This window comes from Posidoniimonas polymericola (assembly GCF_007859935.1).
Lineage (GTDB): Bacteria > Planctomycetota > Planctomycetia > Pirellulales > Lacipirellulaceae > Posidoniimonas > Posidoniimonas polymericola.
Map to the genome: position 1 here is coordinate 193516 of NZ_SJPO01000010.1, position 26485 is coordinate 220000.

Below are 26485 nucleotides of genomic sequence, written 5' to 3' on the forward strand. Positions count from 1 at the left end.
GTAGCTGGGCCGGGGAGGATAGCGGGAAGGCCGGCGGGCCGCCAGAGAAGTGCGGCGCGGGTGCTAGCACGCCGGGAATCAGGTCCGGCGTTGCCAGAAAGGGACGCCTACTGATAAAAGTCGCGGCTTACCGTTCGCCCTAGGAGGAGTTCCGATGCAGCGTAGGAAATGCCTAGCACTACTTGCGGTCTTGCTAATGAGCAATAACGGGTGCTTTCTGATGGAGGCGCTCTTTGATGCCCGAACCAAGCAGCATGACGCGATCAACTCCGCGGTTGCGCGCTATTCCAGCGAGAGTAATGGCTACAGTGGCTACTCAGCACACGGCAACGTCGATCGCATCTACGACTGATTCGCGCGGGGCCCACTCCCGCGATCGGCGTAGGTGCGACGCCGCGAGGCTGCCGGCTAAAACCCAGCATGCCAGCAGCATTGCCCCCGACTCGGGAACCGCCCCGCCCGGCGCCACATAGGTAAAGCCGAAGTTCCTCCGCCACACAGCGTAGTCGAGGGCGTCGACCACGCCATCGTTGTTGCCGTCGGCCGTAAGGTCGTTCGTGGCCACCGCGTCACGCCACACGGTGTAGTCGGCGGCGTCGACCAGGCCATCGCCGTTGTAGTCGACCGCTGTGCGGTCGCCGGTGAGCGTGCGGATCCAGCCGTCCTGCTTGGTGCTGAGGTAGATCTCGCCGGCCGAGTCCTGGCCGAACCGCAGGTCGGTCCGATTGTTCGGCAGGCTGGCGTCGGTCCGCGCGTCGATGATCAGGTCCTTGACCGTGACCGCCTGGCCGCCCTGCGTCAGGAACAGCTCGTGCACGTCGGCGGTGCTGCGGAAGTCGCCGTCCTCGTGGGCGGCGACCAGCTCGTCGAAGTCGCTGTAGAACAGCCGGCCGTTGACGATGTCGCCGTAGACGAACTTGCCGTACAGCTCGGGGACCTCGGCGCCGCGGTAGACGAAGCCGCCGGCGATTGCGAGGCCGTCGCCGTGGTCGTACTGGGCGGCCGGCCAGACGAAGGAGTCGGTGTCTGTGCCGCGGGGGATGGCGCCGCCGCCGCGGAAGAAGGTCCCTTCGAAGGTGCTCCAGCCGTAGTTGCTGCCCGCGGCGAGGAAGTTGACCTCCTCGACGCTGCCGTCGCCGATGTCGGTCCCCAGGAAGGCGCCCGTCTGTTGGTCCCAGCTGATCCGGTGCAGGTTGCGAAAGCCGTAGGCCCAGACCTCGGCGAGGGTGTTGGGGTCGCCGTCGGACGCGAATGGGTTGTCGGCCGGCACGCCGTACGCCCCGTTCGCGCTGTTATTGCCGGCGGGGTCGATCCGCAGCAGCTTGCCGAAGATCGAGCCGAGGTCCTGCGCCGGCGAGCCGGTGTTCGAGTCGCCCCCGGCGATGTACATCATGCCGTAGTCGGGGTCGCCCGGCGTGGCCATCGGGTTGAACGAGATGTCGCCCAGGTTGTGGATGCGGCTCCCCTGGCCGACCCGCAGCAACTCGCGGTGCGTACCGCTGAACGTCCCGGCCGATGGGTTGTCAGCGGTCCACTCGACCACCACCGTGTGCCCCAACGAGGGCGACAGGTTGCCGAAGTCGATTGCGCCCGGGTTGCCGGCCGCCGACTCCGAGTGGATGGTGTAGAACTTGCCGTTCACAGCGAACTCTGGGTGGAGGGCCACCGTGTTGAGGCCGGTCGAGAGCCCGCCCGGCCCGATGTTGAACCGCGAGAACACATCGGCTACGTCGAGGTATTCGACAACCTGCTGGCTCGCGGGTTCGACGCGGTAGATGGGGCCGCGCAGGTCGTTGACCAGCCACTGGTCGGAGTAGCCGGGGATCTCGCGCATGAAGTTGATTCGGGCGACGTTCGCGGCCGAGCGGTTGTCTTCTTGCGCGATGCCCCGCGTGTCGGGGAACGAAACGACGTCCTGCACGCCGACCGTCACACCGGGCAGGATGGGCGCGGAAATCTGGGCGTTGGCGTGCGAGGCGAGCGTCGCCAGGCCGGCGGACAGGCAGCAGCAGAACAGTCTGAACATCGATGAGGCTCTCTGAGGAAGACGAGACCCTCAATGTAGCGGAGTGCCGCGTCGATTGCGCCTCGGAGCAACCGCCCTTCCTCAACACCCACTAGGGCCTGTTGTTAAAGGGGTTTGCCTCGCGTCAGCCGGCGTTCTTAGGCACTACCCGCCGTTGCAAAGCGGCGGCGGTCGTCTGCAGAGCTCACTTCTCAGGCCGCAACAGCGGGAACAGGATCACGTCGCGGATGGTCTGGCTGTTGGTCAGCAGCATCACCAGGCGGTCGATGCCGATGCCGAGGCCGCCGGCCGGGGGCATGCCGTGACGCAGGGCGCGGATGAAGTCGTCGTCCATCTTGGCCATGCTGTCCTCCTCGCTCAGGCCAGCGAGCTGGTTCTTGAACAGCTCCTCCTGCAGGTCCGGGTCGTTGAGCTCGGTGTACGCGTTGGCCACCTCCATGCCGCGGATGAACAGCTCGAACCGCTCGGCGACCTTGGGGTTGTCGGTCTTCCGCTTCGTGAGCGGGCAGATGCTGGCCGGGTAGTCGATGACGAACGTGGGCGCCATCAGCGCGTCCTCCACCTTCTCCTCGAACACCTCATTCTTCACGACGTCCGGGTGGCGGCCGTCGACGTCAAAGCCGATCTTCTTGGCCAGGTCGGCCACGGCCGACTCGTCCGACGGGTCGACGCCGGCGTGCTGCTCGAACAGCTCGTCGTAGGTCTTGCGGGCGAACGGCGGGGTGAAGTCGATCGAGTCGTCGCCCCACGGCAGCACGTAGCTCGGCTTCTCGTCGGGCGAGATTGCGCCGATGGCGTCGATGATCACCGACTCGGTGAGGTCCATCATCGAGCGGTAGTCGCCGTACGCCTGGTACACCTCGAGCATGGTGAACTCGGGGTTGTGCTTGGGGCTGATCCCCTCGTTGCGGTAGACGCGGCCGAGCTCGTAAACGCGTTCGATGCCGCCGACCATGAGCCGCTTGAGGTGCAGCTCCAGCGCGATCCGCATGAACAGGTCGATGTCCAGCGCGTTGTGGTGCGTGGTGAACGGCCGCGCGGCGGCGCCGCCGGCGATGGAGTGCAGCGTCGGCCCCTCGACCTCGACGAACCGCCGCTCGGCCAGCGTGCTGCGGACCGACGACACGATCTTCGAGCGGTTGAGGAACCGCTGCATGACGCCGTCGTTGTAGGCGAGGTCGACGTACCGCATGCGTTGCCGCATCTCGGGGTCGGTCAGGCCGTGGTGCTTCTCTGGCGGCGGCTCGAGGCTCTTGGTGAGGAAGTGCACCTTCTCGGCCGCGATCGACAGCTCGCCCGTGTTCGTGACGATCAGCATGCCGTCGACAGCGATCAGGTCGCCGAGGTCGAGCTTGTCGATAACGGCCCAGCTGTCGCCGACCTGCTTCTGGCCGATCATTAATTGGATGTCGCCGGTCATGTCCCGCAGGTTCATGAACACCAGCTTGCCGCCCGGCCGGCTCAGCACGATGCGGCCCGCCACGCGGAAATTGGGCCCGACAACCTCGCCGCGGGCGTTGTCCTTCTCCGCGTTGCGGTCGGCCTTCCACTGACGGAAATTGAAGTCTTCTGGCTGGGCCTCGAAATCGGGCAGGTCGATCTCGGTTCCGTCGGGGAAAACGTACTTGATCTCCCCCGCCCGAGCGCGGACCTCGCCGACTGGCGTATGATCGTCAAGCCGGCTGCCCCAGGGGTCCAACCCCAGCTCGGCGATAGCAGCTAGCTTCTGCCGGCGGGCTACGAGCGGGTCGGTCGAGTCGGGTTCTTCCTGCGACATTGGGTTCTCTTTGCAATAAATCGGAGTCGATTCCCCGAAGAAAACGGGGCGGTATGATTCGCGTTGGGCAGGCATTCTCGCCGGCCAGCTAGCGTTTGGTCAACGGCGCCTGCGTCGCGTCCGCGTTGACCCGTGGGGGCGATGCTCCTAGCATTCCCGCGGCTCAGGCCCCGCGCCCTAGGGCCTCACCCTCAGGCGCCCGTCTTTCATGGAGAGCGGCAGATGGCGAAGTGGCTCCGCAGGTCCGCGATTGCATTGGGGGTTTCTCTCACCATTTCGGCGATCTCGAGCTACTGGTTCTACCGGGCCGCCACCACTCTGCCGGAGGACTACCAGGCGGTGCTGGAGGTCGCGCCGGAGCAGCAGGACGAGCGCCGCAAGGAGCTCGAGGCCCAGCTCGCGGCCGTCTACAGCGACGCGACGCAGTCGATCGCCGACGAGGACTCGGACGCGCGGCCCTGGAGCTCTGCGGTCACCGACCAGCATATCAATGGCTGGCTCGCCACCCGGCTGGCCACGGAGTTCCCCGAGGCGGCCGCCCAGGGGCTGGTCGACCCGCGGGTGATGTTCACCGACGAAGGCCTGACCCTGGCGTTCCGCATCGAACGGGGCGTGATCGAGGCCGTGGTCCGCTTCCGCGTCGCGCCGTTTGTCACCGAAGACGGCCGGCTTGGCGTCGAGCTGACCGAGACCCGCGTCGGCTCCGTGCCGCTGCCGACCGGCAGGATTGTTGAGGCCTCGCGGTCGGTGTTCGCCGAGGCCGGCTTGCCGCTCGAGTGGGCGGAGGTCGAGGGCCGCCCCGCGCTCCTAGTCGACTTCGAGCAGCTGGCCTCCGACGCGCGGCACCGCCGCACCCTCCAGGACATCCAGTACAGCCAGGGCGGGCTCTTTGTCGCCGGGCAGACCGAACGCCGCGAACCACGGCTGGCGGTCAACCAGATCGAAGCCCCCATTCAATAATCGACTCGCTCAGAATAGGGCGGCCAGGAGTGCGCAGCGGGCGGGGACTTGGTAAGCTAGTAGCTCGCCCCGAGCCACCAGCTACTTCTCTTTGCTCTGATACCGCATGCTCCGATACCGCCGCGAGAACGACTCGGTCAGCATGAACATGACGCCACTGATCGACGTGGTGTTCCTGCTGATTATCTTCTTCCTGGTGAGCAGCCACCTCGCCCGGCAGGAGACTCAGCTCGACCTCGACCTGCCCGACGCTGCCAGCGGCGAGCTCGCCCAGGCGTCCACCGCACGGGTGGTGACCGTCAATCTGCTGCCGACCGGAGAGTTGATGGTCGCCGGCGAGTCGACCCCCGCCGCGGAGCTGACAGCCAAGCTCGAGCGGGAGGTCCAACGCGATCAGACCCCGGTCGAGGTGCGGCTCCGCTCCGACCGTTCTGTGCCCTACGGCGACGTCGAGCCGATCCTGGCCGCCTGCGCCAAGGCGAACGTCTGGAACCTCCGCTTCGCGGTCCGCGAGCCAGGCCCGGGCGAGGGGAACTAGCCGTGCGCACCACCTGGCGACCCGCCGCCCGCAGCCAGCCGACCCTCGGCGCGTCGATGACGCCGATGATCGACGTCGTGTTCCTGCTGCTCATTTTCTTTGTCTGCACGGCCAGCTTCCAGCCGGTCGAGGCCCTGCTGCCGGGCGACCTGCTGATTTCTGGCGCCGGCGGCGCTGGTGTCCCGCAGGAGGAGCAGCCGCCGCTCGAGAGGGTGGTGATCCGCGCCGAGCAGTCCGGCGCCGGCGTTGCGTGGACCGTCAACGAGAGCCCGTGCCCGACCGACGCGGCGCTCCGCGCGTTGCTCGGCCAGCTGGCGGGCATCGACAGCACGCTGCCGGTGGTGATTGACCCCGACCGCAAGGTCGAGCTCGGCCGCGTCATCGACGGCTTCGACGCCGCCCGCTCGGCCGGGTTTGTCGATGTCAAGTTCGCGGCCTCGGTGGAGTAGTTTGAATTGCGTCGGCCAAGCATGATCTCTCGTTTGCTCGCGACGCTGTTGGGCCTGTTTGCGTCGAGCGTTGGACCGCACGCCCGGGCCGACGACGCCGCGTCGGTGCGGGTTGAGATCCTGGTCGCCGAGGCGGAGAAGCTGTACCGAACGGAGAAGACCCCGCAGGCGATTGCCAAGTACGACCAGGCGAGCGCGCTGGCGTTCGCCGAGGGCGCCGTCGGGCGGGCGTTTGAACTGTCGCGCACCGCGGCGGCGATCCTGCAGGCCAGCGGCGAGGAGGCGAAGGCTGGCCAGCGACTCCGGCGGCTCGCTCTCGGCTCCGCCGACCACCCCGACGCGGCCGCGACCCACTGGGCGGCGGTTGTCTGCCTGTGGAACGGCGGCGTGGGTGGCGGCAACGCCCAGCAAAATGCGGCCGAGCTCGACGAGGCGCTCCGCGAGCACCTCGACCAGTGGCGCGAAGCGCCCTCGGCACGGCAGGCCTACCCGCGGCGGGTGCGTGTGCTGCTGGTCCTGCAAGACTGGCGCGAGGCAGCCGCCCTGTGCGAGCAGCTGGGATCGGCAGAGCTGGCGGCGGCCGGGCTGCTTCCTAGCTACGCCTCGGCCGTCATTGCCTTGCGTGGTGAGGCGGACTCGCAGGAACTGCTCCGCCACGCGACCAACTTCCTGCAGCCGGCGGTGACCGGTCCCGAGAATCAATGGCCGACCGAATGGGACCCTTCGCAGCGGCAGGCGGCGCTCACCCTGGCGCGGATCCACCTCGCCTACGGCGCAGCGGGGCCGCGTTACCCCTACCGACTGCTGGCGGCCTCGGCGACCGGTGCGCCACGCCCCACGGCGGCGTGGGACCTCGCGGCGCTGCCGTCGATGCTGCAGGCGGCCGCGGCTGTGGGGGACTGGGAGGTCGCCCGGCAGGTCGCCGCCCGGGCGTCTCGGCAGCCGACATCGGCGCTGCGACCGGTAGTGGTAGAGCTCTCCAGGCAAGTCGCGGCCAACCCCAGCGAAGACGCGGCCTTGGAGTTGCTAGCCGACTTCACCCAAGGAGACGACCTGCCCGACGATCCCGGCTGGCTGCAACGGGGGCGGCTGCTGGTCCGGGCCCGCCGCGGCGATGCCGACGCCGCCGACCAGCTCGCGGCCGAGCCGCCGGCAGGCAGCACGCCGCGGGGCGACGACCGCCGGCTCGCCGCCCAAACGCTCGCCAAGCAGGCCGACGAGGAGAGCCAGCAGCGGGCGTTGTCGCTGTGGACGCAGCTCGAGCGGCCAGCCTCCAAGGGTTCCCGAGAATTCCACGAGGCGCGGGTTGCCCGCATCGAACTGCTCGACCGCCTCGGCCGGCGGGAGGAGGCCGCCAAGTTGTGGCGCCTCACCGAGGCGCTCTACAAGCCGCCGGCAGACGAGCGCCTGCGGGCACGCCGCGAGGAACTCGCGAGGCGGCTGGGAGCGCCCCGCTAGTCTGCCAATAAAAATAGCCCCGGCCGCAAGCGACCGGGGCTATCTCAACGCGGCGGGATCGACCAGGGGGAATGGACTCACCCGCTACGCATGTTTCAAACGTTCCGACAGCTCACCAGGGGCCGCGGACGTAGTAGGAGCCGAACTGGTTGGTGTTCTGCGGCCACATCGGCTGCTTCTGGAACGGCCCGCCGAACTGACCCGCGCCGGGGTAGTCGCGGCCGAACTGGTGGTCGACCCGCGAGATGTGGCTGCTGCCGACGCCCCAGCCCCAGTTGGTCTGCAGGCGGACGGTCGGCGGCAGGGCCACGGCGACCGGCTGTCCGTACTGCACATGGGCGTAGTTGCCGTTCCAGTTGTAGGTCGGGGCGCGGTACCGCGTGGCCCACATCGACGGGGCGACCGCCTCGCAGGACGAGGCCGCTACGGCGGACAGAATCACCGCCGCCGCCAGGATCTTGATTCGGGGCATGGGGGGCCTCCTGTGTTGACTGGTGGGGTTGCTTGGTGGGACCAGCGCCGTGGCTAGTGGTTCAGCCGGTACTGGATGAACTTCAGCTTGCCGCCGCCCGTGTTGTACCGCACGTTGGTGCGGGTCCAGCCGGCGCCCGGCTGGTGCGAGTAGTACGCCCGCTGGTGGCCGTACATGTACTCGTGCGGGTAGAACGGCTGGTAGGTGTTGTAGGTGTGGCCGACGTGCTCGGGCACGGGCAGGGGCGACACGTAAAGCTGGGCGGCGGCGCCGCTCGGTCCGGGCCCAACGTAGTAGTTGTAGAACAGATCGTGGGGGTCCTGGTGGCTCACGCGGCGCTGGCCCTCCCAGCCGTAGGCCGCCTCGGCGGTCTGGTTGGTGAGCGGCAGGCTGTGCCACGCGGCGGTCAGCACGGCGGCGGTGGCCAAGAACTTGGCGGGGCGTCGCAACATGGGGTGCCTCCTTTGATCCGGGCGGATCGGCGGTGGTGCGGGCAGCGGGCGGGTGGGCGCTAGGACTCCCCCGATTGGTCGCCCCGGCAGCCCGCTGATGATTTGCTACACGGTGGAATCGGCAGGCCCGGTTCCTCCGGTGAGACTTTTCACGCCAGCCGTAACAGTCGTGCGTCTCTTAACACTGGTAGGGCTGCGGACCGCCTGGGAGGGGGGGCAGACCGGGGCTATAATCGCTGCGACCCTCAGGGTTTGCCAAATCTCGGATTGCGGATTTCGAATTGTGGATTCCGCCGGGCGGCGCCCGACTGCAATCATTCCGCGATCCCTTTTCCGTATTCAGGAGCTATCGTCTTGGCGACAAGCGGCACGAAGCGACGGTCAACCGCGAAGGCGATGGCCGCCTCGCAGAAAGAGATCTCCGTCAGCGAGTTCTTCGCGAAGAACCGTCACCTGCTGGGGTTCGACAACCCGCGTAAGGCGCTGCTGACCACCGTCAAGGAGGCGGTCGACAACTCGCTGGACGCCTGCGAAGAGGCCGGCATCCTGCCGGAGATTTGGGTCCATATCCAGCCGACCTCCGCCAACCGCTACAAGGTCGGCATCCAGGACAACGGCCCCGGCATCCTCAAGAAGCAGATCCCGCTGATCTTCGGCAAGCTGCTCTACGGCAGCAAGTTCCACCGCCTGCGGCAGAGCCGCGGCCAGCAGGGCATCGGCATCAGCGCCGCCGGCATGTACGGCGTCCAGACCACCGGCAAGCCGGTCAAGATCGTGTCGAAGGTCTCGGTGCGCAAGCCCGCGCACTACTACGAGATCCAGATCGACACCAAGAAGAACGAGCCCAAGATCCTCAACGGCAAGGGCGAGGGGGTCGACATCCCGCCCGGCGAGAAGGGCGCCAAGTACATCGAGAAGCACGGCATCGAGTGGGTCGACCAGCCGCACGGCACGCGGGTCACCATCGAGCTCGAGGCCAAGTACGTCCGCGGCCGCGGCAGCGTCGACGAGTACCTCACCCAGACCGCCATCGCCAACCCGCACGTCACGCTCCACTACCTCGACCCCGACGACTACCAGTACGACTTTCTGCGCAGCACCGACCAGCTCCCCAGCGAGCCCAAGGAGATCAAGCCCCACCCGTACGGGGTCGAGGTCGGCCGCATGGCGCAGATGTTCGAAGAGTCCGAGGCGATGAGCGTCAGCGAGTTCATGCGGACCAAGTTCTCGCGGGTCACCCCGGCGGTCGCCAAGAAGGTCTGCACCACCGCCAAGGTCAGCTCGCGTGTGAGCGTCCACAAGGTCGACCGCCCGCAGATCGACAAACTCTACGAGGCGATCCAGGCGACCCGCATCAGCCCGCCGGCCACCGACTGCATCTGCCCAATCGGCGAGGACCTGATCCTCAAGGGCCTGCACCAGGTCGTCCCCGGCGAATTCTACGCCGCCGCCACCCGCCCGCCCGGCGTGTACCGGGGCAACCCCTTTCAGATCGAGGTCGGGCTCGCCTACGGCGGCACGGCCCCAACCCAGAACATCACCAAAGAGCTGCTCCTGGAACTCCTCGAGGAAACCGACACCCGCACCGTGCGGCAGTTCCTGATCCACACCTTCAACGGCCTCGGTGGCGACGCCGCCGACAAGATCGTCAAGACGTCGGGCCTCAAGACCCGCCAGGCGCCCGGCGGGCTAAAGCCGAAGGACCGCGACAAGCTGTTCGACGCGATGAAGCACGTCAACGTCGCGGAGGGGCAGCAGATGGAAGTCATGCGGTACGCCAACCGCGTGCCGCTGCAGTTTCAGCAGTCCGCCTGCGCCGTGACCCAGACCATCCTCGGCACCAACTGGCGGGGCTACGGCCTGAGCCAGTCCCGCGGCGCCATGCCCAAGGGCCCGGTCAGCCTGATGGTGCACATCGCCAGCGTGTGGGTGCCGTTCACCAGCGAGAGCAAGGAAGCAATCGCCAGCTACCCCGAGATCCAGAAGGAGATCCGCCTCGGGCTGCAGGCCGTCGGCCGCAAGCTCGGCATGTACCTCCGCCGGCGGATGAAGGTCAAGCAGCAGTCTGACCGCCGCGAGATTTTCCTCCGTTACCTCAAGGAGGTCGCCGGCGCGGTCAGCGTGATCAACGCCGCGGAAGAGAAGGAGCTCTACGACCAGCTGGTGGCGGTCGCGCAGAAGCGGACCGCCGAGGCCGACATGAAGCTCGACGACCGCGGCCGAAAGATCGAAGAGGACCCGACCGAGATGAACCTCGGCGAGAATGTGCTGATCGTCGACCCGGCCGGCCACGAGGCGGCGATTAACCGCGTCGTGACCGAGGAGGAAGAGGAAGGCGCCGAGGAGTAGAATCTTGGTGTCGAGGAATAACGCGGCCTAGGAGCCAGATCAATGGTGCGAATTAAAGTTACCTCAGAGCTCGCAGAGCAACTACTTTCGGCGGGCGAGCCGGTGGAGCTGGTCGACGCGTCCGGCAGAATGCTCGGCACCTTCATGGGGACAGAGACCGACTCAGCGAAAGGGTGGCAACATCTTATGCCGGAGCTGACAGAAGAGGAGATCCAGCGGCGTCTTGCGTCGAACGAACCCGGTCTCACAACCGAAGAACTCAAGGCCAAACTCCAAGAGTTGCCATGAGCTTTCAGCTTACTTGGCGCCCAGAGGTGCTTCAGAACCTGGCCGTGCAGTGGGACGCATTGGATGCCAAAGGCAGGCGTCGGGTGCTTGATCTACTCGACGACACCGACCATTTGCTTGCAACGGCGCCAATGCTTGAGGGGGAGTCGCGAGCCTCGGATACCGACCGGGTTCTGCTGCGGGGCCCGTTGTTGGTCGTTTATCAAGTTGACCTGCGGTTGCGGCTGGTCACCGTCGTAGGCGCGGCTCTGTCCGGGCCGAAGTAACCGGGGAGGGAGCCGTTTCGTTTGGATTGCACCTGCATGGCACGTCACTTGCTCTCTGGAGACCAATGAGCCAGCCGTGGCGAGCATCGACCACCCCCTGCGAGGATAGACACGTGGCAGAGCAACAGACCGCAGAATCCCTTACCGGAGTCGTCGACCAGCTTGAGGACAAGGCCGCCGAGGACGGCGACCTGCTCGTCGGCGACGCCCTCGAGGAGTTTGCGGGCAGGCTGTTCGGGCCGCTGCTGATGATCCCCGGGCTGTTGGTGATGACCCCGGTCGGCGGGATCCCGTTCGTGCCGACTACCATGGGGGTGTTTATTATCCTGGTCGCCGGGCAGTCGCTGTTCGGCCGGAAGCACCCCTGGCTGCCCGGCATAATCAAAGAGCGGGGAGTTGACGAGGAAAAGTTCAAAGACTCGATGGAGAAGGTGCGGCCGTGGCTCAAGTGGGTCGACTCGTTCACCGCCGAGAGGATGACTTCCATGGTCACCGGCCCGATGAAGTACGTGATCGCCGCGGTCTGCATCCTGATGGCGTGCACCATGCCGCCGCTGGAACTGCTGCCGTTCGCCTGCGCGATCCCGGGCGCCGCGATCCTGTTCCTCGGCCTGGCGGTCACCGCCCGGGACGGGTTGCTGGCGGTGTTCGGTCTGGTCGCTTCGGTCGGCGCATTGGGGGCGGTCGGGTACTGGATGTTTTCGTAGGAGTCGGGGCCGGCTAGGCCCCAACGCGCCGCACAAGACGCGACGCGACAAGGTGCACGAGACGCACCAAGAGGAACCCACAAAACGAATCGATGCACGACGTGCATCTCAGCGAATATGGCCAAGAAGAAAAAAGCCGCTCCCGCCCCCAAGCCCAAGGCCCCGGTCAAACTGACGCCGCGGGACAAGAAGACGATGGCCTCGCTCCGGGCGCTGGCGGACGGCGTCGTCACGGCGGCTCAGAAAAAGCGGGACCCGTACGTCGACATCCCCAGCCGCACGCTGTCGAACGTCAAGTACAGCCCGCGGAAGCGGATCCTCGAGATGGGCGGCGCCAAGAACCGGCGGCAGCTGTTCGACCTCTCGCAGGCCAAGGCCTACATGCGGACCATGCTGGTCGCCAGCGGCTGCAAGCGGCTGTTGGACGAGGGCAAGACCACCAGCCTTCGAGGGCTGTTCTACATGCTCAAGCACACGATCGAGAACACGAAGGAGAATACCTTTGACGATCAGAACGAGTGCGACACTATCATCGAGGACGCCGAGGTGCTGCTCAACAGCATCCGCGAGGAGCTGCACCTGTACGCCGAGAACCGCGGCGCGATGGTCGGCGCCATCACGCTGACCGACCGCGGCGACACGATCGACTGCCGGCGGATGGGCTCCGGCGGCTACGCGATCCCGTCGATCGTCGAGCCGGAGATCATCGAGCTCGACCCCAAGAAGTGCGACGCCAAGTTCATCCTGCATGTCGAAAAAGGCACCGTCTGGCAGCGATTCAACGAGGACCGGTTCTGGGAGAAACACAACTGCATCCTCACCCACGGCAGCGGCCAGCCCCCCCGCGGCGTGCGGCGGCTGCTGTTCCGGATGCACAACGAGCTGAAGCTGCCGATCTACTGCGTCCTCGATAACGACCCCTGGGGGTACTACATCTACAGCGTGCTGAAGCAGGGCTCCATCAACCTGGCCTTCGAGAGCCAGCGGATGGCGATCCCCGAGGCCAAGTTCCTCGGCCTGCGGAGCATCGACTACGAACGCTGCGACCTCCCCGAGACCGTCAAGATCGCCCTGAACGACAGCGACCGCAAGCGGGCCAAGCAGATCGCCAAGTACCCCTGGTTCGAGAAGAAACGCGACTGGCAGCGCGAGATCGACAAGATGATCAAGAACGACTTCAAGCTGGAGGTCGAATCCCTGATCGCCAAGGACATCAGCTACGTCACCGAGGTGTACGTCCCCGAGCGGCTCGAGGCGCAGGACTGGCTGGACTAGAGCCGCCGCGGTTTTATTGCACCAGCGGGCGACCGCCGGCTACAATGGGGCAATCCAGCAGCGCCCAAGCGGATTTCTAGGTTATCGCGATGTCATCTTTACCAGTTGATCACGGCCAGAACGCTGATTGGACCTGGGAAGTTGCTACGCTCTATCCGCAGCAGGGGAATTGGTCAGAGAGCGAGTACCTACAGCTCACCGACTCGGTGAATCGCTTCATTGAATTCACCGATGGCCGCGTGGAGTTTCTCGCGATGCCGACGATCGAGCACCAGCGGATTGTTCGATTCCTGTACGACGCCCTGCGTGCGTTCGTCGACCCGCGGCAGCTGGGCGAGGTCTTGTTCGCCGTGCTGCGTGTGTACATCCGCGAAGGCAAGTACCGCGAGCCGGATATTGCGTTCAAGTTTGCTGCCAACGCAGCAGAGAGTGGCGAGCGGTACTACCGCGGCGCAGACTTAGTCGTCGAGGTAGTGAGCGACGACCAGGAAAGTCGCAAGCGGGACTACGAGACGAAGATCGCCGACTACGCCGAAGGGGGAGCCACTGAGTATTGGATTGTCGATCCTCAGCAGCACAAGATCACCGTGCTGACCCTCGACGGCGACAGGTACTTCGAGCACCGCGTTGCCACCGACGGTCAGGCCCCGTCGAAGCTGCTGGACGGCTTCTCGGTAGACGTGGCGGCGGTGTTCGCGGCGGGCAAGCTGCAGTAGGGGGCAGTGACTCAGCAATGAACCCGTACAAATCGCCCAGTTCTGAGGAGCAGACGGGCGATTTGCAGCCACACGCGACGCCAGGCCGATCGCCGCGCCTACTCCGGATCGGCCTGGGCTTAGTCCTGTATGCGTCGATCGTATTGAGTGCGGCGATGGTGATCGGCCGAACCGTGTTAGCTGATATCCAGGGGCGACCGGCGCATTGGATCCTCGGTGTTGGTGTGTTCGTGCCTTTTGGAGTGCGTCTGGCCGGGCAGTTGCTATGCACATTGGTAGCTAGCGATCGGCGAGGGACGGTTTCCGGGTGCTGTGCCGTTCTGTTCCAATCGTTGGCGATGGCTTGTTTAGTTGTTGGCGTCTGGCGGCCTCCGACGCTTATCTACCTTCAAGTAGAGTACGGGACGGATTTTAGCACCCTCGGGATGCACCTCTTCGCGTTCGCGAGCCTGTCCGCATTTGCTTTTCAGCTCTCCTGGCTTTCTGCGGCATATACCGCTAAGCAGCCGAAACTTTCAACGATAGCGGCCGCGACACTTACCTCTTCCACCTTGCTGATGGTGGTGGGGCTGATTGGTTCGGTCACGCGGTACTCAGCAGACCCAGCTGGTTACCAGCCCGGTATTTTCATGCTGCTGCTTGCTCTAGGGCTGGTTGGTGCTCTTGGCGGATTTGTGATGCTCCTCATCGTCATCCACGGAACGAGACGACTTCTTAACGTTGGGTAACCAGTCAGCACACCCGACACGTTGACCCGCCGAGTCCTCTCCTGCTACGAGGTAGATACTTCATTACCTACCTGCGCAAGGTGATTAATCACCAGCCGAAGAGCCGCGTCGCGAAGATTACGGTCCCGACGACTTTCGCCGCCCCCGCCGCTACTAGCACCGCCGCTGCAGCGACGTCCAACGCGTTACCCACGTGGTCGTTCGGCTCGCGGGTAACGGCCTTCGCCAGGTGCTCCAGCGCCGTGTTGAACAGCTCCGCGGTCCAGACGACGCCGATCGAGAGCACCAGCAGCAGCCACTCGACGGCCGACACCCGCAGCCACGCGGCGAGTCCGATCACCACGACTGCCGCAGGGAGGTGCACCCAGAAGCTGTCCTCGCCGCGGACGGCGACCGCCAAGCCGCGGAGGGCGCAGCGGTACTTTTCGGACCAGCGTTTTGGTGGGGGGAACATGGGTTAGTTATTGGGTGGCCGGGAGAGGACAGGAGGGATCACTCGTATCGGAGGAGTTAGCCCCCTCCCCTAGCCCCTCCCCCTGCAGGGGAGGGGGATGAGGAGGCCGCTTTGCGGCCCAACGGCCACCCTACTCCAGCCCATAATAACCAGCGGGCGGCACGTCGATGCCGGTGCGGCGGGTGATGGCCAGGCTCGGCAGGAAGCGGGGCTCGATCGCGAAGTTGAACCCGACATTGCCCTTCGACTCGTCGACGTTGACGCCGATGCTGGTGATGAGGGCCTCGCCCAGGCGGCTGATCATGAACGACTGGCCGATGTTGCCCGCCTCGCTGAAGTCGAGCACGGTCGAGGCCGAGCCGATCCACTTCGGGCTCATCCGGTAGTTGATCGTGGCGGTGATCAGGTCGGCGCTAAACGGCCCCCGCACCGTGCGGTAGCCGACGTAGATATTGCCGATGGTCGGCCGGTTCAGCTGCACGCCGCCGGACACCGTCCGCAGGCCGTCGGCGAATGTGTCCGCGAAGCCGTCCGAGAGGATCGTGAACCGGTCGCCGAGATGCCACCGCATGTCGTAGTCCAGGAGGCCGAACGGCTCGCCGAAGTTGTCCCGCGTGTCGTCCGGGAACCAGGTGGCGTTGGAGTCGAACGTCAGCCAGTCGACAATCCGCTCCTGGCCCGGCAGCCCACGCTTGGTCTGCAGCCGGTGCCGCATGCCGACCCGCATCGCCATCTGGTCCTCGACCAGCTCGGCCGACGGCGAGGCGACCCAGCCGTGGATGCCGCTGCGGATGGCGTACACCCGTGGGTCGACCCGCGGGTTGATGGTCCCGGCGGAGTACAGGCCGGCCAGGCCGGGGGCGAACAGCGGGTCGAAGTACCGCCGCCGCTGCTCCTCGAGCGAGTTGTCCTCCAGCTCGTCGTACAACGGGAAGCGGTCGAAGTTCTCGCTGGCGTCGGTGTACGAAAGCTCGGCGTCGAACACTACCTTGTGGGCCAGGCCGTGCAGGTTGAACAGCGGGTCGCGGATGCTCGGGTTGGCGGCCCAGAACGGGATGCTCGCCCGCACGCCGGTGTGCACGTAGGTCCGCTGCACGTCCTGCCCGGTAAGGTCCTCGCCCCAGTGGGCGAACTCGCCGAGGGCGTACGGCACGATCTTGAACGGGTCGGCGTCGATCGGCAGGTCGATCTCGTGGCGGGTCAGGAACCGCTCGCCGCTGACGTCGGCCTCCCACGGGAAGGCGGTGTAGTTGGCCAGGCCGAGCGACGCGGCCGGGTCGGCCGGCGCGGTCGCGACGTCCAGGTCGGCGTAGCCGATGCTGGTGTGGCCGTACCAGGTCATCGAGTCGCCGAGGAACTCCTGCCCCATGATCCAGTGGTCCAGCCGCGGCAGCCACTGTGTCTGGGTGAAGAATTCGTTGAGCTGGGCGTTGGCCTCGATCGAGACCGACTGGTTGCCGGACAGCCGCCGGAACCGCGCGCCGGTGGTCTGGTCCTTGTTCTCGTCCCACTCCGACTCGTAGTACTGCTCCAGGAACGTGCGGTCGCTGATCCAGCCGACCTCGGCCTGGGCGATCCAGCCCTCCAGCAGCCCGTCGGTGACGTGCTGGCGGTGATTCCAGTAGGCGCGTCCGCGGTAGCCCGCCTCGGGAACCAGCGCCCGACGCAGGAAGCCGAGGTTGTCGAGGCCGCTGTCGTCGATCGCCCAGAAGTCGGCGCGGCCAACCACCGGGCCGTTGTGCCCCAGGAACGAGTCGTCGACGTACGAGTAGCTGGTGCCGTGCCCCAGGCCGCGGTCGCCGAGGTAGTCGAGGTTCAGCTCCCACGCGTGGCCGTCCGGCGCACGGGCGCCGAGCAGCTGGTACAGGTCGAGGTCAACCGACAGCTGGAAGCCGTAGATGCTGTCGTTGCCGACGTTCAGCCCGCGGATGTAGTAGGCCGGCTCCTCGAGGTTGGTCGTGATGGTCGGCCAGTAGAACACCGGCACCTGGTTCACGTACACCTTGTTGCCGATCGCGGACGCCGTGCGTTCGTGTTCGAAGACGCCCTCGCCGGTCGCGGCGACGCGGGCCTGCCGGCCGGTCAGCGGGTTCATGACCGGCCGCTGCTTGTCCTCGAAGGTGATGGTGTCGGCTCCGATGTGGTAGCTCGGGACCTCCAGCCGGCTGCTGGTGATCAGGGCGTCGGTCGCGACGAAGCGGTTGGCGTCGAGCTGGCGGATCATCCCCGCCTTGAGCCGCACCAGGCCACGGATCGACTTGCCGTTGAGATCGGGCAGCGGGGTCTGCAGCTCGGCGTTCAGGACCACGCCGCTGCGGGTGCGGACGTCGTAGTACATGCGGTCGGCGTAGACGGTGCGGTCGCCCTGGCGGAAGACGATGTTGCCCTCCATGTAGATCTCGAGCGGGTCGCCGCGCTGCTGCTGGAAGCTGGTGCCGCCGGCGGCGCCGCCGGCCCACACCACGGCGCGGTCGGTCTCGAGGTCGAAGCCCTCGACATCGCCCAGGATGTCGGGCAGGCCCGCCGCGTTGATCCCCTTCACGACGATGTTGATGCCCTCGGAGATCAGGTAGACCGTCTCGCCGGTCATCTGGTCGGGCTCGATCAGGATGTTGCTGCCCACCGCGCTCCGGCGGAAGATTTCGACCTGCCGGAAGCCGGGCTGCGTCGGCAGCTCGGGTCCGGGCGGAGGGGCCAGCGGGGTCGCGAACCCGGGCGCAGCAAATTGGGCGACCTGCACCTCGCTGTCGACTTTCCGCAGGCGTGTGAGCGCTCGCGACGCGATCTCGGGCAACGCCTCGCCGCGGGGCGACGGCGGTGGCGACCGCCACTCGACCGACACCTCGGTCACCAGCGTTGCGTACCAGTTGGGCGACTGCTGCCGGGCGACCGGCGCGTCGGCGGGCTCCGCGCCCGGTTTGCGTAGCTTCTCCACGACCGGCGACTCGGCGGTCCCCTCGGCGTAGACGATCACCCGCCGCGGGTCGCCCAGCCGGGGCGCGATATCGGTGAACACGACCGCCTGGTCGGCCTCGATGGTCGTGGCGCCCTGGGTAATCTTCACGCCCCGCGACAGCAGCCGCACGTTGTACGCGCCCTCGACCCACTGGGTCGCGCCGCCGGCGTCGATCTCGATCGCGGCCGACGGGTCGGGCGTCGGCATCTGCACGTCGCCCCACGCCTGCGCCGCCATCAGGCAGGTGAACGCAAATAGCGCGCACACCGACCGCGCAGCACGGCCTGGCCTGCTTAAAATGCGTCGCTTGGTTGGGGCGGACAGGAAGATGATAGAGCCTCAAACGCCGCAAAACGGTCGGTCCCGCGGTCGCGCATTTTGCGCGCACGCCGGCCGATAAAATGGCGGCGGAGTATAGGGGCCGCCCGACGAGGGGGTCAAGGCGCGTTCGGGGCGGCCGCGATCGACGCAAGTCCCGACGACGCTTCGGGTTGGGAGAATCGCGGCCGCGATTCTCCCAGCCGTGTGCTAGCGTCACGCCACTCGGCGGGCGGCAAACGGCCCCCGCCCTCGCAAACTTGCGAGTGGCCTTCGGGCTCCTCTCCGGGTGGTCCTCACGCAAGCGGGCGGCGGTCGCTAGAATGCCTGATCCCAACGCGCCCGCAGGCGGGGTGCGTAACTCTTGAACTCTCAACGCTTTGATGCCATGTCGCGACAGGTTTACATCAACGGGTCCTTCTTCGCAAAGGAGGACGCCAAGATCAGCGTCTTCGACCACGGACTCCTGTACGGCGACGGCGTCTTCGAGGGCCTGCGGAGCTACGGCGGCAAGGTGTTCCACCTGGCCGAGCACATCGACCGCCTGTACGAGTCGGCCAAGGCGATCTGCCTCGAGCTGCCGATGTCGCCGGACGAGATGTCCGACGCGGTCAACCAGACGGTCAAGGCGAACAAGATCACCGACGGCTACGTCCGCCTGGTCGTGACCCGCGGCAGCGGCGCCCTGGGCCTCGACCCCAATCAGTGCAGCGTGCCGCAGGTGATCATCATCGCCGACAGCATCACGCTGTACCCCCAGGAGTACTACGAGAACGGTCTGGAGATCATCACCTCGAGCGTGATCCGCAACCACCCAGCCGCGCTCAGCCCGCGGATCAAGTCGCTCAACTATCTCAATAATATACTCGCCAAGATCGAGGGCCTCAGCGCCGGCTGCATCGAGGCCCTGATGCTCAACCACAAGGGCGAGGTCGCCGAGTGCACCGGCGACAACATCTTCCTGGTGAAGGGGGGCGAGCTGTACACCCCGCCGCTCGACGCCGGCATCCTGGCGGGCGTGACCCGCAACGTGGTGATCAACCTCGCCAAGGAGCACGGCGTCACGGCCCACGAGACGAGCCTCACCAAGCACGACGTTTACGTGGCCGATGAGTGCTTCCTGACCGGCAGCGCCGCCGAGGTGATCCCGGTCGTGAAGGTCGACACACGGGTCATCGGAACCGGCAAGCCCGGCCCGATCAGCAAGAAGCTGAAGCAGCTGTTCGCCGAGTACGCGCGGTCGTAGCGGATCGAATACCAGAATGGGTGCCGGGGGCGCTCCCGCTAGGGAAGCCCCCGACTGCCATCAGACCACGGCTGGTACCTCTCGGGGGCTTCCGCTGTCGCGGAGCGCCCCCGGCACCCCTATAGGTGCGGCTAAGTCTCTAGCCCTCTGGCCGCTTCCAGCGTGTTGAACAGCAGCATCGTGATGGTCATCGGCCCGACGCCGCCCGGCACAGGGCTGATGGCGCCCGCCACCTCGCTGACGGCGGCGTAGTCGGCGTCGCCGACCAGGCCCTCGTCGGTGCGGTTGGTGCCGACGTCAATCACCGCGGCGCCTGGCTTTACCATGTCGGCGGTGACGAACTTCGGCTTGCCGATCGCCGCGATCAGGATGTCGGCCTGCTTGGTGACTTCCGCCAGGTCCTTGGTGCGGCTGTGGCAGAGCGTCACCGTGGCGTTGTACGGCGGCTGGCTGAGCATGATCGACAGCGGGCGGCCGACGATGTGGCTGCGGCCCAGGACCACGGCGTGCTGGCCCTCGGTCTCGATGCCCGACCGCTTCAGCATCTGCAGCACGCCGTGCGGCGTGCACGGCAGGAACCGCGGCTGGCCCTGCACCAACAGGCCGACGTTCTCCGGGTGGAACGCGTCGACATCCTTGGCCGGGTTCACCGCCCGGAGGACGCGGTCGGAGTCGATCTGCGGCGGCAGCGGCAGCTGGATCAGGATGCCGTGGACGGCGTCGTCTTTGTTGAGCTTGGCGACCAGCGTCAGCAGCTCGTCCTGGGTGGTCTCGGCGGGCAGGCGGTGGAGGTCGCTCTCCATGCCGACCGCCTCGCACGCCTTCCGCTTGTTGCGGACGTAGACGTCGCTCGCCGGGTCTTCGCCGACCAGCACGGCGGCCAGACGGGGCACGCTGGCGTTGTTCTGGATGAACACTGCTACCTGCTCGGCCAGCTCGCTCTTGAGCTGCTTGGCGATTTCCTTGCCACTAATAACCTGGGCCATGCTCGTTCCTGAGGTCTCCGCGCGTGTCGAGTGAAGCCCCGATTTTAGCCCAGCTGACCGGGGGCGGAGAGGGGCCCAGCCGACCGGTAGTCAGGGATTCCGTGCGGGCATTGGCGAAGCGTCGAGTAGGTTTGCCAGCCCGCCGATTTTTCCGCGAGAAATGAGCCAGCGGGGCGGTTCTAATAGAGGGGGCAAAACGTTCCCACTCAGGGCCACGACCGCTCGGACTTGCCCATGGCGCCAGCCATGGGACCGGCCATGGGACTGGCCTTTGTGCTGCGCCGGCGCGCGGTCCCACGGCTGGCGCCGTGGGCTGAACCGGTGGAGAGCTGCTCTGTGGGGGAGCAGTGCCAGTGCTTGGCGGACAAAACCCAACCTGAGCCGGCGGCGGGAAACTCAGAAATCCCTGCTAAACAAGAGTCAAACGCGTGATGGAGATTGCCGCGGATGGGGTTTTGTCCCCTCCGCTCGATATTTCGGACAAAACACCAGCCGGACAAAACCCGGTCAGGCTAGTAGCCGGCCAACCAGCGGACGAGGGCCATCGCGGCCGCCCCGTACAGGCCGGCCGCGACGTCGTCGGCCATGATGCCGAGGCCGCCGGGGAGCTTCTCCAACCGGTTGCAGGGCCACGGCTTGCTGATGTCGAACAAGCGGTGCAGGCCGAACCCGACCGCCAGCCACCACCAAGGGCCGAGCTCGCCGACCGGCAGGAACACCAGCGGCACCGTGGCGATCTCGTCCCAGACCACCTCGCCGGGGTCCTTGGGCTGGGGCATGTGCCGCGCGGCGGCCGCACAGAGGGGGACTCCCACTGCAATCCCAATCCAGACCGACGCCCACGCGCCCCACGGCTCGGGGCAGGCGAGCACCGCCCAGGCCCAAGGGATCCCCCACAGAGCCCCGAAGGTGCCCGGGGCCGGGGCGATCAATCCCACCCCCAGGCCCGTGGCGAGCAGCACCGAGAGCGAGAAGCGTTGCTTGGGGTGCTGTTCCGACATGAACCAAATCCAGCTGTCGTTAGTCCTAAGAAGGGGCCGGGCGAGCCGATATAGCCGGTCCAGCCCTAGCAGAGTATCATTTCGTTCTATCTTTCCCAGCCTCACGCCCTACGGGCGCCCGTTCGCACGGGCGCAGGCGACCCGCGGCCGTTGCTGCTCGTCGCCCGCGGCCCCGCGTTGCGCCCGGCGCTGTGGGACAAGTCGCCCTTCCAGCTAAACCTGTCTCAGGTCAGTCACGAATACCCAAATGAGCGAAGCCGAAGAAAAGCTGTCCGCCGTTGAAGGCATCAAGTCCGAGAGCAACTACCTGCGTGGCAACATCGCCGAAGAGCTGGTGGATGGGAACCCCAACCTGGGGAAGGACACGATCCAGCTGATCAAGTTCCACGGCTCCTACGAGCAGGACGACCGCGACCGCCGCAAGGAAGCCAAAGAGAAGAAGATCGCCGGCGGCAAGTACTACAGCTACATGATCCGCATCGCGATGCCGGGCGGCCTGATCAGCAGCCCGCAGCTGCTCGCGCAGCTCGACCTGTGCGACGAGGTCGGCAACAGCACCCTGCGGGTGACGACCCGTCAGGGCTTGCAGCTGCACGGCGTGCTGAAGGGGAACCTGAAGAAGGTGATCCGGCGGATCAACGAGGTCGGCCTGACCACCATCGCCGCCTGCGGCGACGTCCGCCGCAACGTGATGTGCTCGCCGGCGCCCTACAAAAACAACCCGGTCTACGACCAGCTGCAGGCGATGGCCGACAAGGTTGCCGACGAGACCATGCCCCGCACCACGGCCTACCACGAGCTGTGGCTGACCGATGAGAACGGCGAGAAGACGCTGGCCGCCGGCGGGGCCCCGAAGGACGACGAGCCGCTCTACGGCGCGACCTACCTGCCCCGCAAGTTCAAGATGGGCGTCGCGCTGCCGGGCGACAACTCGGCCGACGTCTACTCGCAGGACATCGGCATGCTCGGCATCGTTGAGCAAACCAGCGAGGGCGACACGGTGGTCGGCTACAACTTTGTCGTCGGTGGCGGCTTCGGCGTCACGCCCTCAGCCGCCAAAACCTTTGCCCGCGTCGCCACGCCGTTGGGCTACGTGCCGGCCGACAAGGTCGTGGACGTCGTCAAGGCGGTGATGAAGGTCCAGCGCGACTACGGCAACCGCAGCGACCGCAAGCGGGCCCGCATGAAGTACCTGATCCACGACTGGGGCATGGACAAGTTCAAGCAGAAGGTCGAGGAGTACCTGGGCGATGCGATCGAAGACTCCCGCCCGATGGTCGTCAACGGCCACGACGACGGCATGGGCTGGCGCGAGCAGGGCGACGGCCTGTGGTTCTACGGCCTGAACATCGAGAACGGCCGCATCAAGGACGAGGGCGACTACCGCCTGAAGTCGGCCCTGCGTGAGATCTGCACCACGCTCGCCCCGCCGATGCGGATGACGCCGCACCAAGGCGTCATCTTCTGCGACATCAAGCCGGAGGACAAAGAGCGGCTGGAGTCGATCCTCAAGTCGCACGGCGTGCCGCTCACCGACGAGTTTACCACCGTCCGCCGCTGGTCGATGGCGTGCCCGGCCCTGCCGCTGTGCGGCCTGGCGGTTACCGAGAGCGAACGGGTGCTTCCCAGCATGATGGACGACCTCGAGAGCGAGCTCGACACGCTTGGCCTGTCCGATGCCCGGTTCACGACCCGCATGACCGGCTGCCCGAACGGCTGTGCGCGGCCGTACAACTCGGACATCGGACTCGTCGGCAAAACCAAGGGCAAGTACACGCTGTTCCTGGGCGGCCGCGTCGAGGGCGACCGCCTGAACTGGATCTACAAGGACCTGGTCCCCGAGGAGGACGTCGTGTCGACCCTGAAGCCGGTCCTCGAGCACTACAAGCAGGGACGCAACGACGGCGAGTCGTTCGGCGACTACTGCGACCGGATCGGCAAGGACGACCTGCTCGCCGCCTGCGACGCCTGAGCCGGCTGCCCGCGGCCTGCTGCCCCAAGTCCGCTGCGTAAGAACCACACGCGCTGCGTACCCACCGCACATTGTGTAAGTCTGCGAGGCCTGGGAGGTCTGCGGCGACGATTCATGGCAACTGAACCCGCGCACCGATGCGCGGCGTGAGTTTCCATGGAGGGGTAGGCCGGATGACTGGGCAGATCACGAGGCGGTGCGCAGCCATTACGCTGATAGGAACGCTAGCCGCGTTCTCGGTCGCGTCTGCGGCCGAGCCCGCCCTGCAGCAACCCGAAGACGTCGAGGGCATCGAGCCGAGCCCGTCCGACGACGACCCACTCGCCGGCGGCGAAGACCTGCTCAACCTGGACCTTGACCAGCTGGCCCGAGCGGACGTGAAGGTCACGGCGCTGGGCGAGGTGGGGCTCGACACGGTCGTGAGCACCGTGTCGCGCACGGACACGTCGGTCCGCCAGACCCCTTCGGCGGTCTACGTCCTCACCCAGGAAATGATCCATCGGTCCGGCGCACGCAATGTGATGGAGGCGCTGCGCACGGTACCCGGGTTGCACGTCGCGCGGATCAACGCAAACGCTTGGGCGATCAGCATCCGCGGGTTCAACGGCTCTTTCGCCGACAAGCTGCTCGTGCAGATTGATGGGCGGCCGATCTACAATCAGTTCTTTAGCGGGGTGTTTTGGGAGCTTCAACTGATCCCGCTGCAGGACATCGAGCGGATCGAGGTGATCCGCGGCTCCGGCGGCGCCGTGTGGGGCGCCAACGCGGTGAACGGCGTCATCAACGTCGTTACGAAGGACTCCCGCGACACCACAGGCGTGTTCGCCGAGGGAGGCGGCGGCAACGAGCACCGTTCGTTCAGCCACGCGCGTGTCGGCGGACAGATCGGAAAGAATGCGAATTACCGCGTGTACGGCGCTCAGATCGACGAGGATTCGGGCCTTGTGCCGCTAGGCGACCCGGCGGACGCCCGGCGTGGCACGCAGGTCGGCTTCCGTCTCGATTGGCGGCCCAACTGCGACGACACAATCACTCTGCAGGGCGACCTGGCGGACGTCACTCAGGGTGTCGGCGCCCCCGGCAACGAGAACTCGCTCGGCAACATCCTCTGGCGGTGGAACCGTCAGATCGACGACGACACCGACTGGTCGGTGCAGGCGTACTACGACCGGCTAAAGGTAGACTACGGGCCGGGCTCGCTGCTGGCCGACGTCGTGTGGCAGAATTCCACCGACCTCGACGCCAAGCTTCACAAGGTGCTTGGTGCTCACGAATGGGTGTGCGGTATCGGGTACCGGAACTACGAGACGTTCAACGCGTCGGGCCCCGGCCAGGCGCTCGACTTTGAGCCCGACAAGGACGTCTTTGACAGCGTCAGCTAATTTGTTCAGGACACGGTCACGCTGAGCGACGACCTGCTGTTCCTGACCCTTGGCTGCAAGTTCGAACACAACGGCTTCGTCGGCTTCCTGTACCAGCCGGCCGCCAAGCTGGCGATGACTCCAGACGAGCGGACCAGCTTGTGGGCGTCGGTCTCGCGATCGGTGCGTACGCCGTCGGTAACGAACCGAGACATCCGGTTCATAGCGCCACTTGGGGGCGGCCAATTCCTGCGTGTCAACGGTTCTCGAGCGACGACTGAGGAGCAGGCAATCACCTACGAACTAGGAATGCGCCGGCAGCCGACCGAGCGGTTTTACTGGGATTTTGCCGCGTACTTTACCCGCTACGAAGACCTGATCAAGACCGTGCCGACCGGCGTTACACCGCCGTTTGTGAATGGGGTGTTCGCCAACTACGCAGCCGCAGATACCTACGGAGCCGAGATCTGGGGGACCTACGAAGCCTCAGACCGGCAGCGATTCAGGGCCTCGTACTCGTTCTACCGAGAGGTTTTCGATGAGCGTGGCGTCAACGCTTTTGATCTGCTGAATGTCTCAGGGACCTACCCGGGAAGCATGGCGAACCTCGTTTCCTCGACCGACCTCACCGAGTGCGTAACCCTCGACACGACGATTCGTTATGTCGATTCGCTGGCCAGGGTGGGCTCCTACGTGGAGATGGATGTCCGACTCGGTTGGCGACTCCGCAACGGCATGGAGGCCGCGCTTGTCGGCCAGAACCTGCTGCAACCAAGCCACACCGAGTTTGTTGAACCGTCACGCGTCAATTCGACGACCGACGTGCAGCGCGGCGTGTTCGGCGTGCTGAGCTGTGGCTACTGACCGCTGTGACGCGGGGCGGTTCTAAGGAGTCTTTTCCAGCTGCTCCCGCAGCCACGCGGGCCGGTTGGTCGTGATGCCGAGCGCGCCGAGCTCGCGGAAGTACCGCGCGTCCGCCGCGTCGTCGATGGTCCACACATGGAACTCGCGAATGCCAGCCTCCTGGAGGAAGCCGGCGTCGAGCACCTCGGGGACCCCCTGGAAGCCGACGCCGTCGACCGACGCTCGGCGGACCGACTCGCCCACCTCGCCGACCGTGGGGGTCCAAGCCCCTTGTTTCTTCTTGATGCCGGTCAGCCAGTGGCACTTCACTTCGGGCAGCCGGCGTTTACAAGCGGCAATGGTCGCCTCGTTGAACGCGATCACGACCAACTTGTCGTGGGCAAACCCGGCGTCGCCGAGCTCAGACAAGAACGGGTCGACGATCTCGGGCCCGGTTTTCAGCTCGACGACGGCTCTGCCCCCTGCCGGCACGGTCGCCAGCATCTCTTCTAGTGTGGGGGGGTGCTCGCCGGCGAACTCCGGCGCCTTCCACTTCCCGACGTCCAGCGAGCGGATCTCGTCGAACGTCAGGTCGACTACCTTCCGTGGGTCCCCGGACACACGTTTCATGTCGTAGTCGTGGACACAGATCAGCCGGCGGTCTTTGGTGAGGTGGAAGTCGCCCTCGATCCCGTCGGCGCCCTGCCGCCAGGCGAGCTCGAACGAGGCCAGGGTGTTCTCCGGCGCGTCGTGCGAGGCGCCGCGGTGGCCGACAATGATCTGTGCGCCCGACAGAGAAGTCATCACGCCTACCCCGGCTAACGCTAACAGGATCGGAAAAAGACTTAAGCGGCTGCGTGTCATCACGTTCCACCCCACTCACTTGT

25 protein-coding genes (1 of these 25 cut by a window edge) are annotated in these 26485 nt (G+C 66.1%); 15 read left to right on the top strand and 10 right to left on the bottom strand.

Annotated features, from left to right (window positions below):
* Nucleotides 1-316: 316 nt before the first annotated feature.
* Nucleotides 317-2026, bottom strand: coding sequence for a PQQ-dependent sugar dehydrogenase (locus Pla123a_RS19340; protein ID WP_146590034.1), 1710 nt, complete (start codon nt 2024-2026; stop codon nt 317-319).
* A 184-nt stretch (nt 2027-2210) separates the two neighbouring features.
* Nucleotides 2211-3803: a lysine--tRNA ligase gene (gene lysS / locus Pla123a_RS19345; RefSeq protein ID WP_231956555.1), complete on the bottom strand. Its 1593-nt coding sequence runs from the start codon at nt 3801-3803 to the stop codon at nt 2211-2213.
* A gap of 222 nt (nt 3804-4025) precedes the next feature.
* Between lysS and Pla123a_RS19350 the strand changes: the two genes are divergently transcribed.
* From Pla123a_RS19350 to Pla123a_RS19365, 4 genes are all read left to right on the top strand, one after another.
* Complete coding sequence (locus Pla123a_RS19350) at nt 4026-4763, top strand: hypothetical protein (protein WP_146590038.1); 738 nt, start codon at nt 4026-4028, stop codon at nt 4761-4763.
* Between the two features lie 106 nt (nt 4764-4869).
* Nucleotides 4870-5301 carry an ExbD/TolR family protein gene (locus Pla123a_RS19355; protein ID WP_146590040.1) on the top strand — a complete coding sequence of 144 codons (432 nt, stop codon included), beginning with the start codon at nt 4870-4872 and terminating at the stop codon, nt 5299-5301.
* Nucleotides 5302-5303: 2 nt separating this feature from the next.
* Nucleotides 5304-5750, top strand: coding sequence for an ExbD/TolR family protein (locus tag Pla123a_RS19360; protein ID WP_146590042.1), 447 nt, complete (start codon nt 5304-5306; stop codon nt 5748-5750).
* 21 nt (nt 5751-5771) lie between these two features.
* Complete coding sequence (locus Pla123a_RS19365; RefSeq protein WP_146590045.1) at nt 5772-7208, top strand: hypothetical protein; 1437 nt, start codon at nt 5772-5774, stop codon at nt 7206-7208.
* 112 nt (nt 7209-7320) lie between these two features.
* Here Pla123a_RS19365 and Pla123a_RS19370 read toward each other — a convergent pair whose 3' ends face one another.
* Both Pla123a_RS19370 and Pla123a_RS19375 read right to left on the bottom strand, forming a co-directional pair.
* On the bottom strand, nt 7321-7680 hold the full coding sequence (locus Pla123a_RS19370; protein WP_146590047.1) for a hypothetical protein: 360 nt from the start codon (nt 7678-7680) through the stop codon (nt 7321-7323).
* A gap of 53 nt (nt 7681-7733) precedes the next feature.
* Nucleotides 7734-8132, bottom strand: a complete 399-nt coding sequence (locus Pla123a_RS19375) for a hypothetical protein (protein WP_146590049.1) — start codon at nt 8130-8132, stop codon at nt 7734-7736.
* A gap of 354 nt (nt 8133-8486) precedes the next feature.
* On the opposite strand from Pla123a_RS19375, the gene Pla123a_RS19380 reads away from it, so the two are divergent.
* The 7 genes from Pla123a_RS19380 (at nt 8487) to Pla123a_RS19410 (ending at nt 14461) form a co-directional block, all read left to right on the top strand.
* Nucleotides 8487-10481: a DNA topoisomerase VI subunit B gene (locus Pla123a_RS19380; RefSeq protein ID WP_231956556.1), complete on the top strand. Its 1995-nt coding sequence runs from the start codon at nt 8487-8489 to the stop codon at nt 10479-10481.
* Between the two features lie 42 nt (nt 10482-10523).
* Nucleotides 10524-10769, top strand: coding sequence for a hypothetical protein (locus Pla123a_RS19385; protein ID WP_146590051.1), 246 nt, complete (start codon nt 10524-10526; stop codon nt 10767-10769).
* Nucleotides 10766-11035 (top strand): hypothetical protein, encoded by a 270-nt coding sequence (locus tag Pla123a_RS19390; RefSeq protein ID WP_146590053.1) that lies wholly within the window; start codon nt 10766-10768, stop codon nt 11033-11035. The genes Pla123a_RS19385 and Pla123a_RS19390 overlap by 4 nt, the downstream gene beginning before the upstream one ends.
* A gap of 113 nt (nt 11036-11148) precedes the next feature.
* Nucleotides 11149-11742, top strand: a complete 594-nt coding sequence (locus tag Pla123a_RS19395) for an exopolysaccharide biosynthesis protein (RefSeq protein ID WP_197528120.1) — start codon at nt 11149-11151, stop codon at nt 11740-11742.
* Between the two features lie 117 nt (nt 11743-11859).
* Complete coding sequence (locus Pla123a_RS19400; protein ID WP_146590057.1) at nt 11860-13017, top strand: DNA topoisomerase IV subunit A; 1158 nt, start codon at nt 11860-11862, stop codon at nt 13015-13017.
* 89 nt (nt 13018-13106) lie between these two features.
* Nucleotides 13107-13733 carry a Uma2 family endonuclease gene (locus Pla123a_RS19405; protein WP_146590059.1) on the top strand — a complete coding sequence of 209 codons (627 nt, stop codon included), beginning with the start codon at nt 13107-13109 and terminating at the stop codon, nt 13731-13733.
* Nucleotides 13734-13750: 17 nt separating this feature from the next.
* Nucleotides 13751-14461: a hypothetical protein gene (locus Pla123a_RS19410; RefSeq protein ID WP_146590061.1), complete on the top strand. Its 711-nt coding sequence runs from the start codon at nt 13751-13753 to the stop codon at nt 14459-14461.
* An 88-nt stretch (nt 14462-14549) separates the two neighbouring features.
* Here Pla123a_RS19410 and Pla123a_RS19415 read toward each other — a convergent pair whose 3' ends face one another.
* Both Pla123a_RS19415 and Pla123a_RS19420 read right to left on the bottom strand, forming a co-directional pair.
* On the bottom strand, nt 14550-14915 hold the full coding sequence (locus Pla123a_RS19415) for a diacylglycerol kinase family protein (protein WP_146590063.1): 366 nt from the start codon (nt 14913-14915) through the stop codon (nt 14550-14552).
* Between the two features lie 130 nt (nt 14916-15045).
* Nucleotides 15046-18138: an organic solvent tolerance protein OstA gene (locus tag Pla123a_RS19420; RefSeq protein ID WP_146590064.1), complete on the bottom strand. Its 3093-nt coding sequence runs from the start codon at nt 18136-18138 to the stop codon at nt 15046-15048.
* Between the two features lie 439 nt (nt 18139-18577).
* Between Pla123a_RS19420 and ilvE the strand changes: the two genes are divergently transcribed.
* Nucleotides 18578-19435 carry a branched-chain-amino-acid transaminase gene (ilvE, locus tag Pla123a_RS19425; protein WP_146590066.1) on the top strand — a complete coding sequence of 286 codons (858 nt, stop codon included), beginning with the start codon at nt 18578-18580 and terminating at the stop codon, nt 19433-19435.
* A 131-nt stretch (nt 19436-19566) separates the two neighbouring features.
* On the opposite strand, the gene folD is transcribed toward ilvE, so the two are convergent.
* On the bottom strand, nt 19567-20421 hold the full coding sequence (folD, locus tag Pla123a_RS19430; RefSeq protein WP_146590069.1) for a bifunctional methylenetetrahydrofolate dehydrogenase/methenyltetrahydrofolate cyclohydrolase FolD: 855 nt from the start codon (nt 20419-20421) through the stop codon (nt 19567-19569).
* A gap of 512 nt (nt 20422-20933) precedes the next feature.
* On the bottom strand, nt 20934-21422 hold the full coding sequence (locus Pla123a_RS19435) for a phosphatidylglycerophosphatase A family protein (protein ID WP_146590070.1): 489 nt from the start codon (nt 21420-21422) through the stop codon (nt 20934-20936).
* Nucleotides 21423-21669: 247 nt separating this feature from the next.
* Between Pla123a_RS19435 and Pla123a_RS19440 the strand changes: the two genes are divergently transcribed.
* From Pla123a_RS19440 to Pla123a_RS19455, 3 genes are all read left to right on the top strand, one after another.
* A complete protein-coding gene (locus Pla123a_RS19440) occupies nt 21670-23394 on the top strand; it encodes an NADPH-dependent assimilatory sulfite reductase hemoprotein subunit (protein WP_146590072.1) in 1725 nt (574 codons plus the stop codon).
* A gap of 173 nt (nt 23395-23567) precedes the next feature.
* Nucleotides 23568-24776, top strand: coding sequence for a TonB-dependent receptor plug domain-containing protein (locus Pla123a_RS19445; RefSeq protein WP_197528121.1), 1209 nt, complete (start codon nt 23568-23570; stop codon nt 24774-24776).
* Between the two features lie 42 nt (nt 24777-24818).
* The gene (locus tag Pla123a_RS19455) at nt 24819-25619 is read left to right on the top strand and encodes a TonB-dependent receptor domain-containing protein (RefSeq protein WP_231956563.1); all 801 of its coding nucleotides are present in this window, start codon (nt 24819-24821) and stop codon (nt 25617-25619) included.
* Between the two features lie 21 nt (nt 25620-25640).
* Here Pla123a_RS19455 and Pla123a_RS19460 read toward each other — a convergent pair whose 3' ends face one another.
* Both Pla123a_RS19460 and aroH read right to left on the bottom strand, forming a co-directional pair.
* Entirely contained in the window at nt 25641-26402 is a 762-nt protein-coding gene (locus Pla123a_RS19460; protein WP_231956557.1) for a glycerophosphodiester phosphodiesterase, read from the bottom strand.
* 75 nt (nt 26403-26477) lie between these two features.
* Nucleotides 26478-26485: the 3' end of a chorismate mutase gene (aroH, locus tag Pla123a_RS19465; protein WP_391542821.1), read on the bottom strand. The gene runs 418 nt beyond the window's last position; only the last 8 of its 426 coding nucleotides appear in the window; its start codon lies beyond the right edge, outside the window — the gene reads right to left on this strand; the stop codon is at nt 26478-26480.

Coding starts and splice junctions, on each gene's coding strand:
- Pla123a_RS19340 (WP_146590034.1), bottom strand. CDS start 2,026: ATGTTCAGACTGTTCTGCTGCTGCCTGTCCGCCGGCCTGGCGACGCTC.
- lysS (WP_231956555.1), bottom strand. CDS start 3,803: ATGTCGCAGGAAGAACCCGACTCGACCGACCCGCTCGTAGCCCGCCGG.
- Pla123a_RS19350 (WP_146590038.1), top strand. CDS start 4,026: ATGGCGAAGTGGCTCCGCAGGTCCGCGATTGCATTGGGGGTTTCTCTC.
- Pla123a_RS19355 (WP_146590040.1), top strand. CDS start 4,870: ATGCTCCGATACCGCCGCGAGAACGACTCGGTCAGCATGAACATGACG.
- Pla123a_RS19365 (WP_146590045.1), top strand. CDS start 5,772: ATGATCTCTCGTTTGCTCGCGACGCTGTTGGGCCTGTTTGCGTCGAGC.
- Pla123a_RS19370 (WP_146590047.1), bottom strand. CDS start 7,680: ATGCCCCGAATCAAGATCCTGGCGGCGGCGGTGATTCTGTCCGCCGTA.
- Pla123a_RS19375 (WP_146590049.1), bottom strand. CDS start 8,132: ATGTTGCGACGCCCCGCCAAGTTCTTGGCCACCGCCGCCGTGCTGACC.
- Pla123a_RS19385 (WP_146590051.1), top strand. CDS start 10,524: ATGGTGCGAATTAAAGTTACCTCAGAGCTCGCAGAGCAACTACTTTCG.
- Pla123a_RS19390 (WP_146590053.1), top strand. CDS start 10,766: ATGAGCTTTCAGCTTACTTGGCGCCCAGAGGTGCTTCAGAACCTGGCC.
- Pla123a_RS19400 (WP_146590057.1), top strand. CDS start 11,860: ATGGCCAAGAAGAAAAAAGCCGCTCCCGCCCCCAAGCCCAAGGCCCCG.
- Pla123a_RS19405 (WP_146590059.1), top strand. CDS start 13,107: ATGTCATCTTTACCAGTTGATCACGGCCAGAACGCTGATTGGACCTGG.
- Pla123a_RS19410 (WP_146590061.1), top strand. CDS start 13,751: ATGAACCCGTACAAATCGCCCAGTTCTGAGGAGCAGACGGGCGATTTG.
- Pla123a_RS19415 (WP_146590063.1), bottom strand. CDS start 14,915: ATGTTCCCCCCACCAAAACGCTGGTCCGAAAAGTACCGCTGCGCCCTC.
- ilvE (WP_146590066.1), top strand. CDS start 18,578: ATGTCGCGACAGGTTTACATCAACGGGTCCTTCTTCGCAAAGGAGGAC.
- folD (WP_146590069.1), bottom strand. CDS start 20,421: ATGGCCCAGGTTATTAGTGGCAAGGAAATCGCCAAGCAGCTCAAGAGC.
- Pla123a_RS19435 (WP_146590070.1), bottom strand. CDS start 21,422: ATGTCGGAACAGCACCCCAAGCAACGCTTCTCGCTCTCGGTGCTGCTC.
- Pla123a_RS19440 (WP_146590072.1), top strand. CDS start 21,670: ATGAGCGAAGCCGAAGAAAAGCTGTCCGCCGTTGAAGGCATCAAGTCC.
- Pla123a_RS19445 (WP_197528121.1), top strand. CDS start 23,568: ATGACTGGGCAGATCACGAGGCGGTGCGCAGCCATTACGCTGATAGGA.
- Pla123a_RS19460 (WP_231956557.1), bottom strand. CDS start 26,402: ATGACTTCTCTGTCGGGCGCACAGATCATTGTCGGCCACCGCGGCGCC.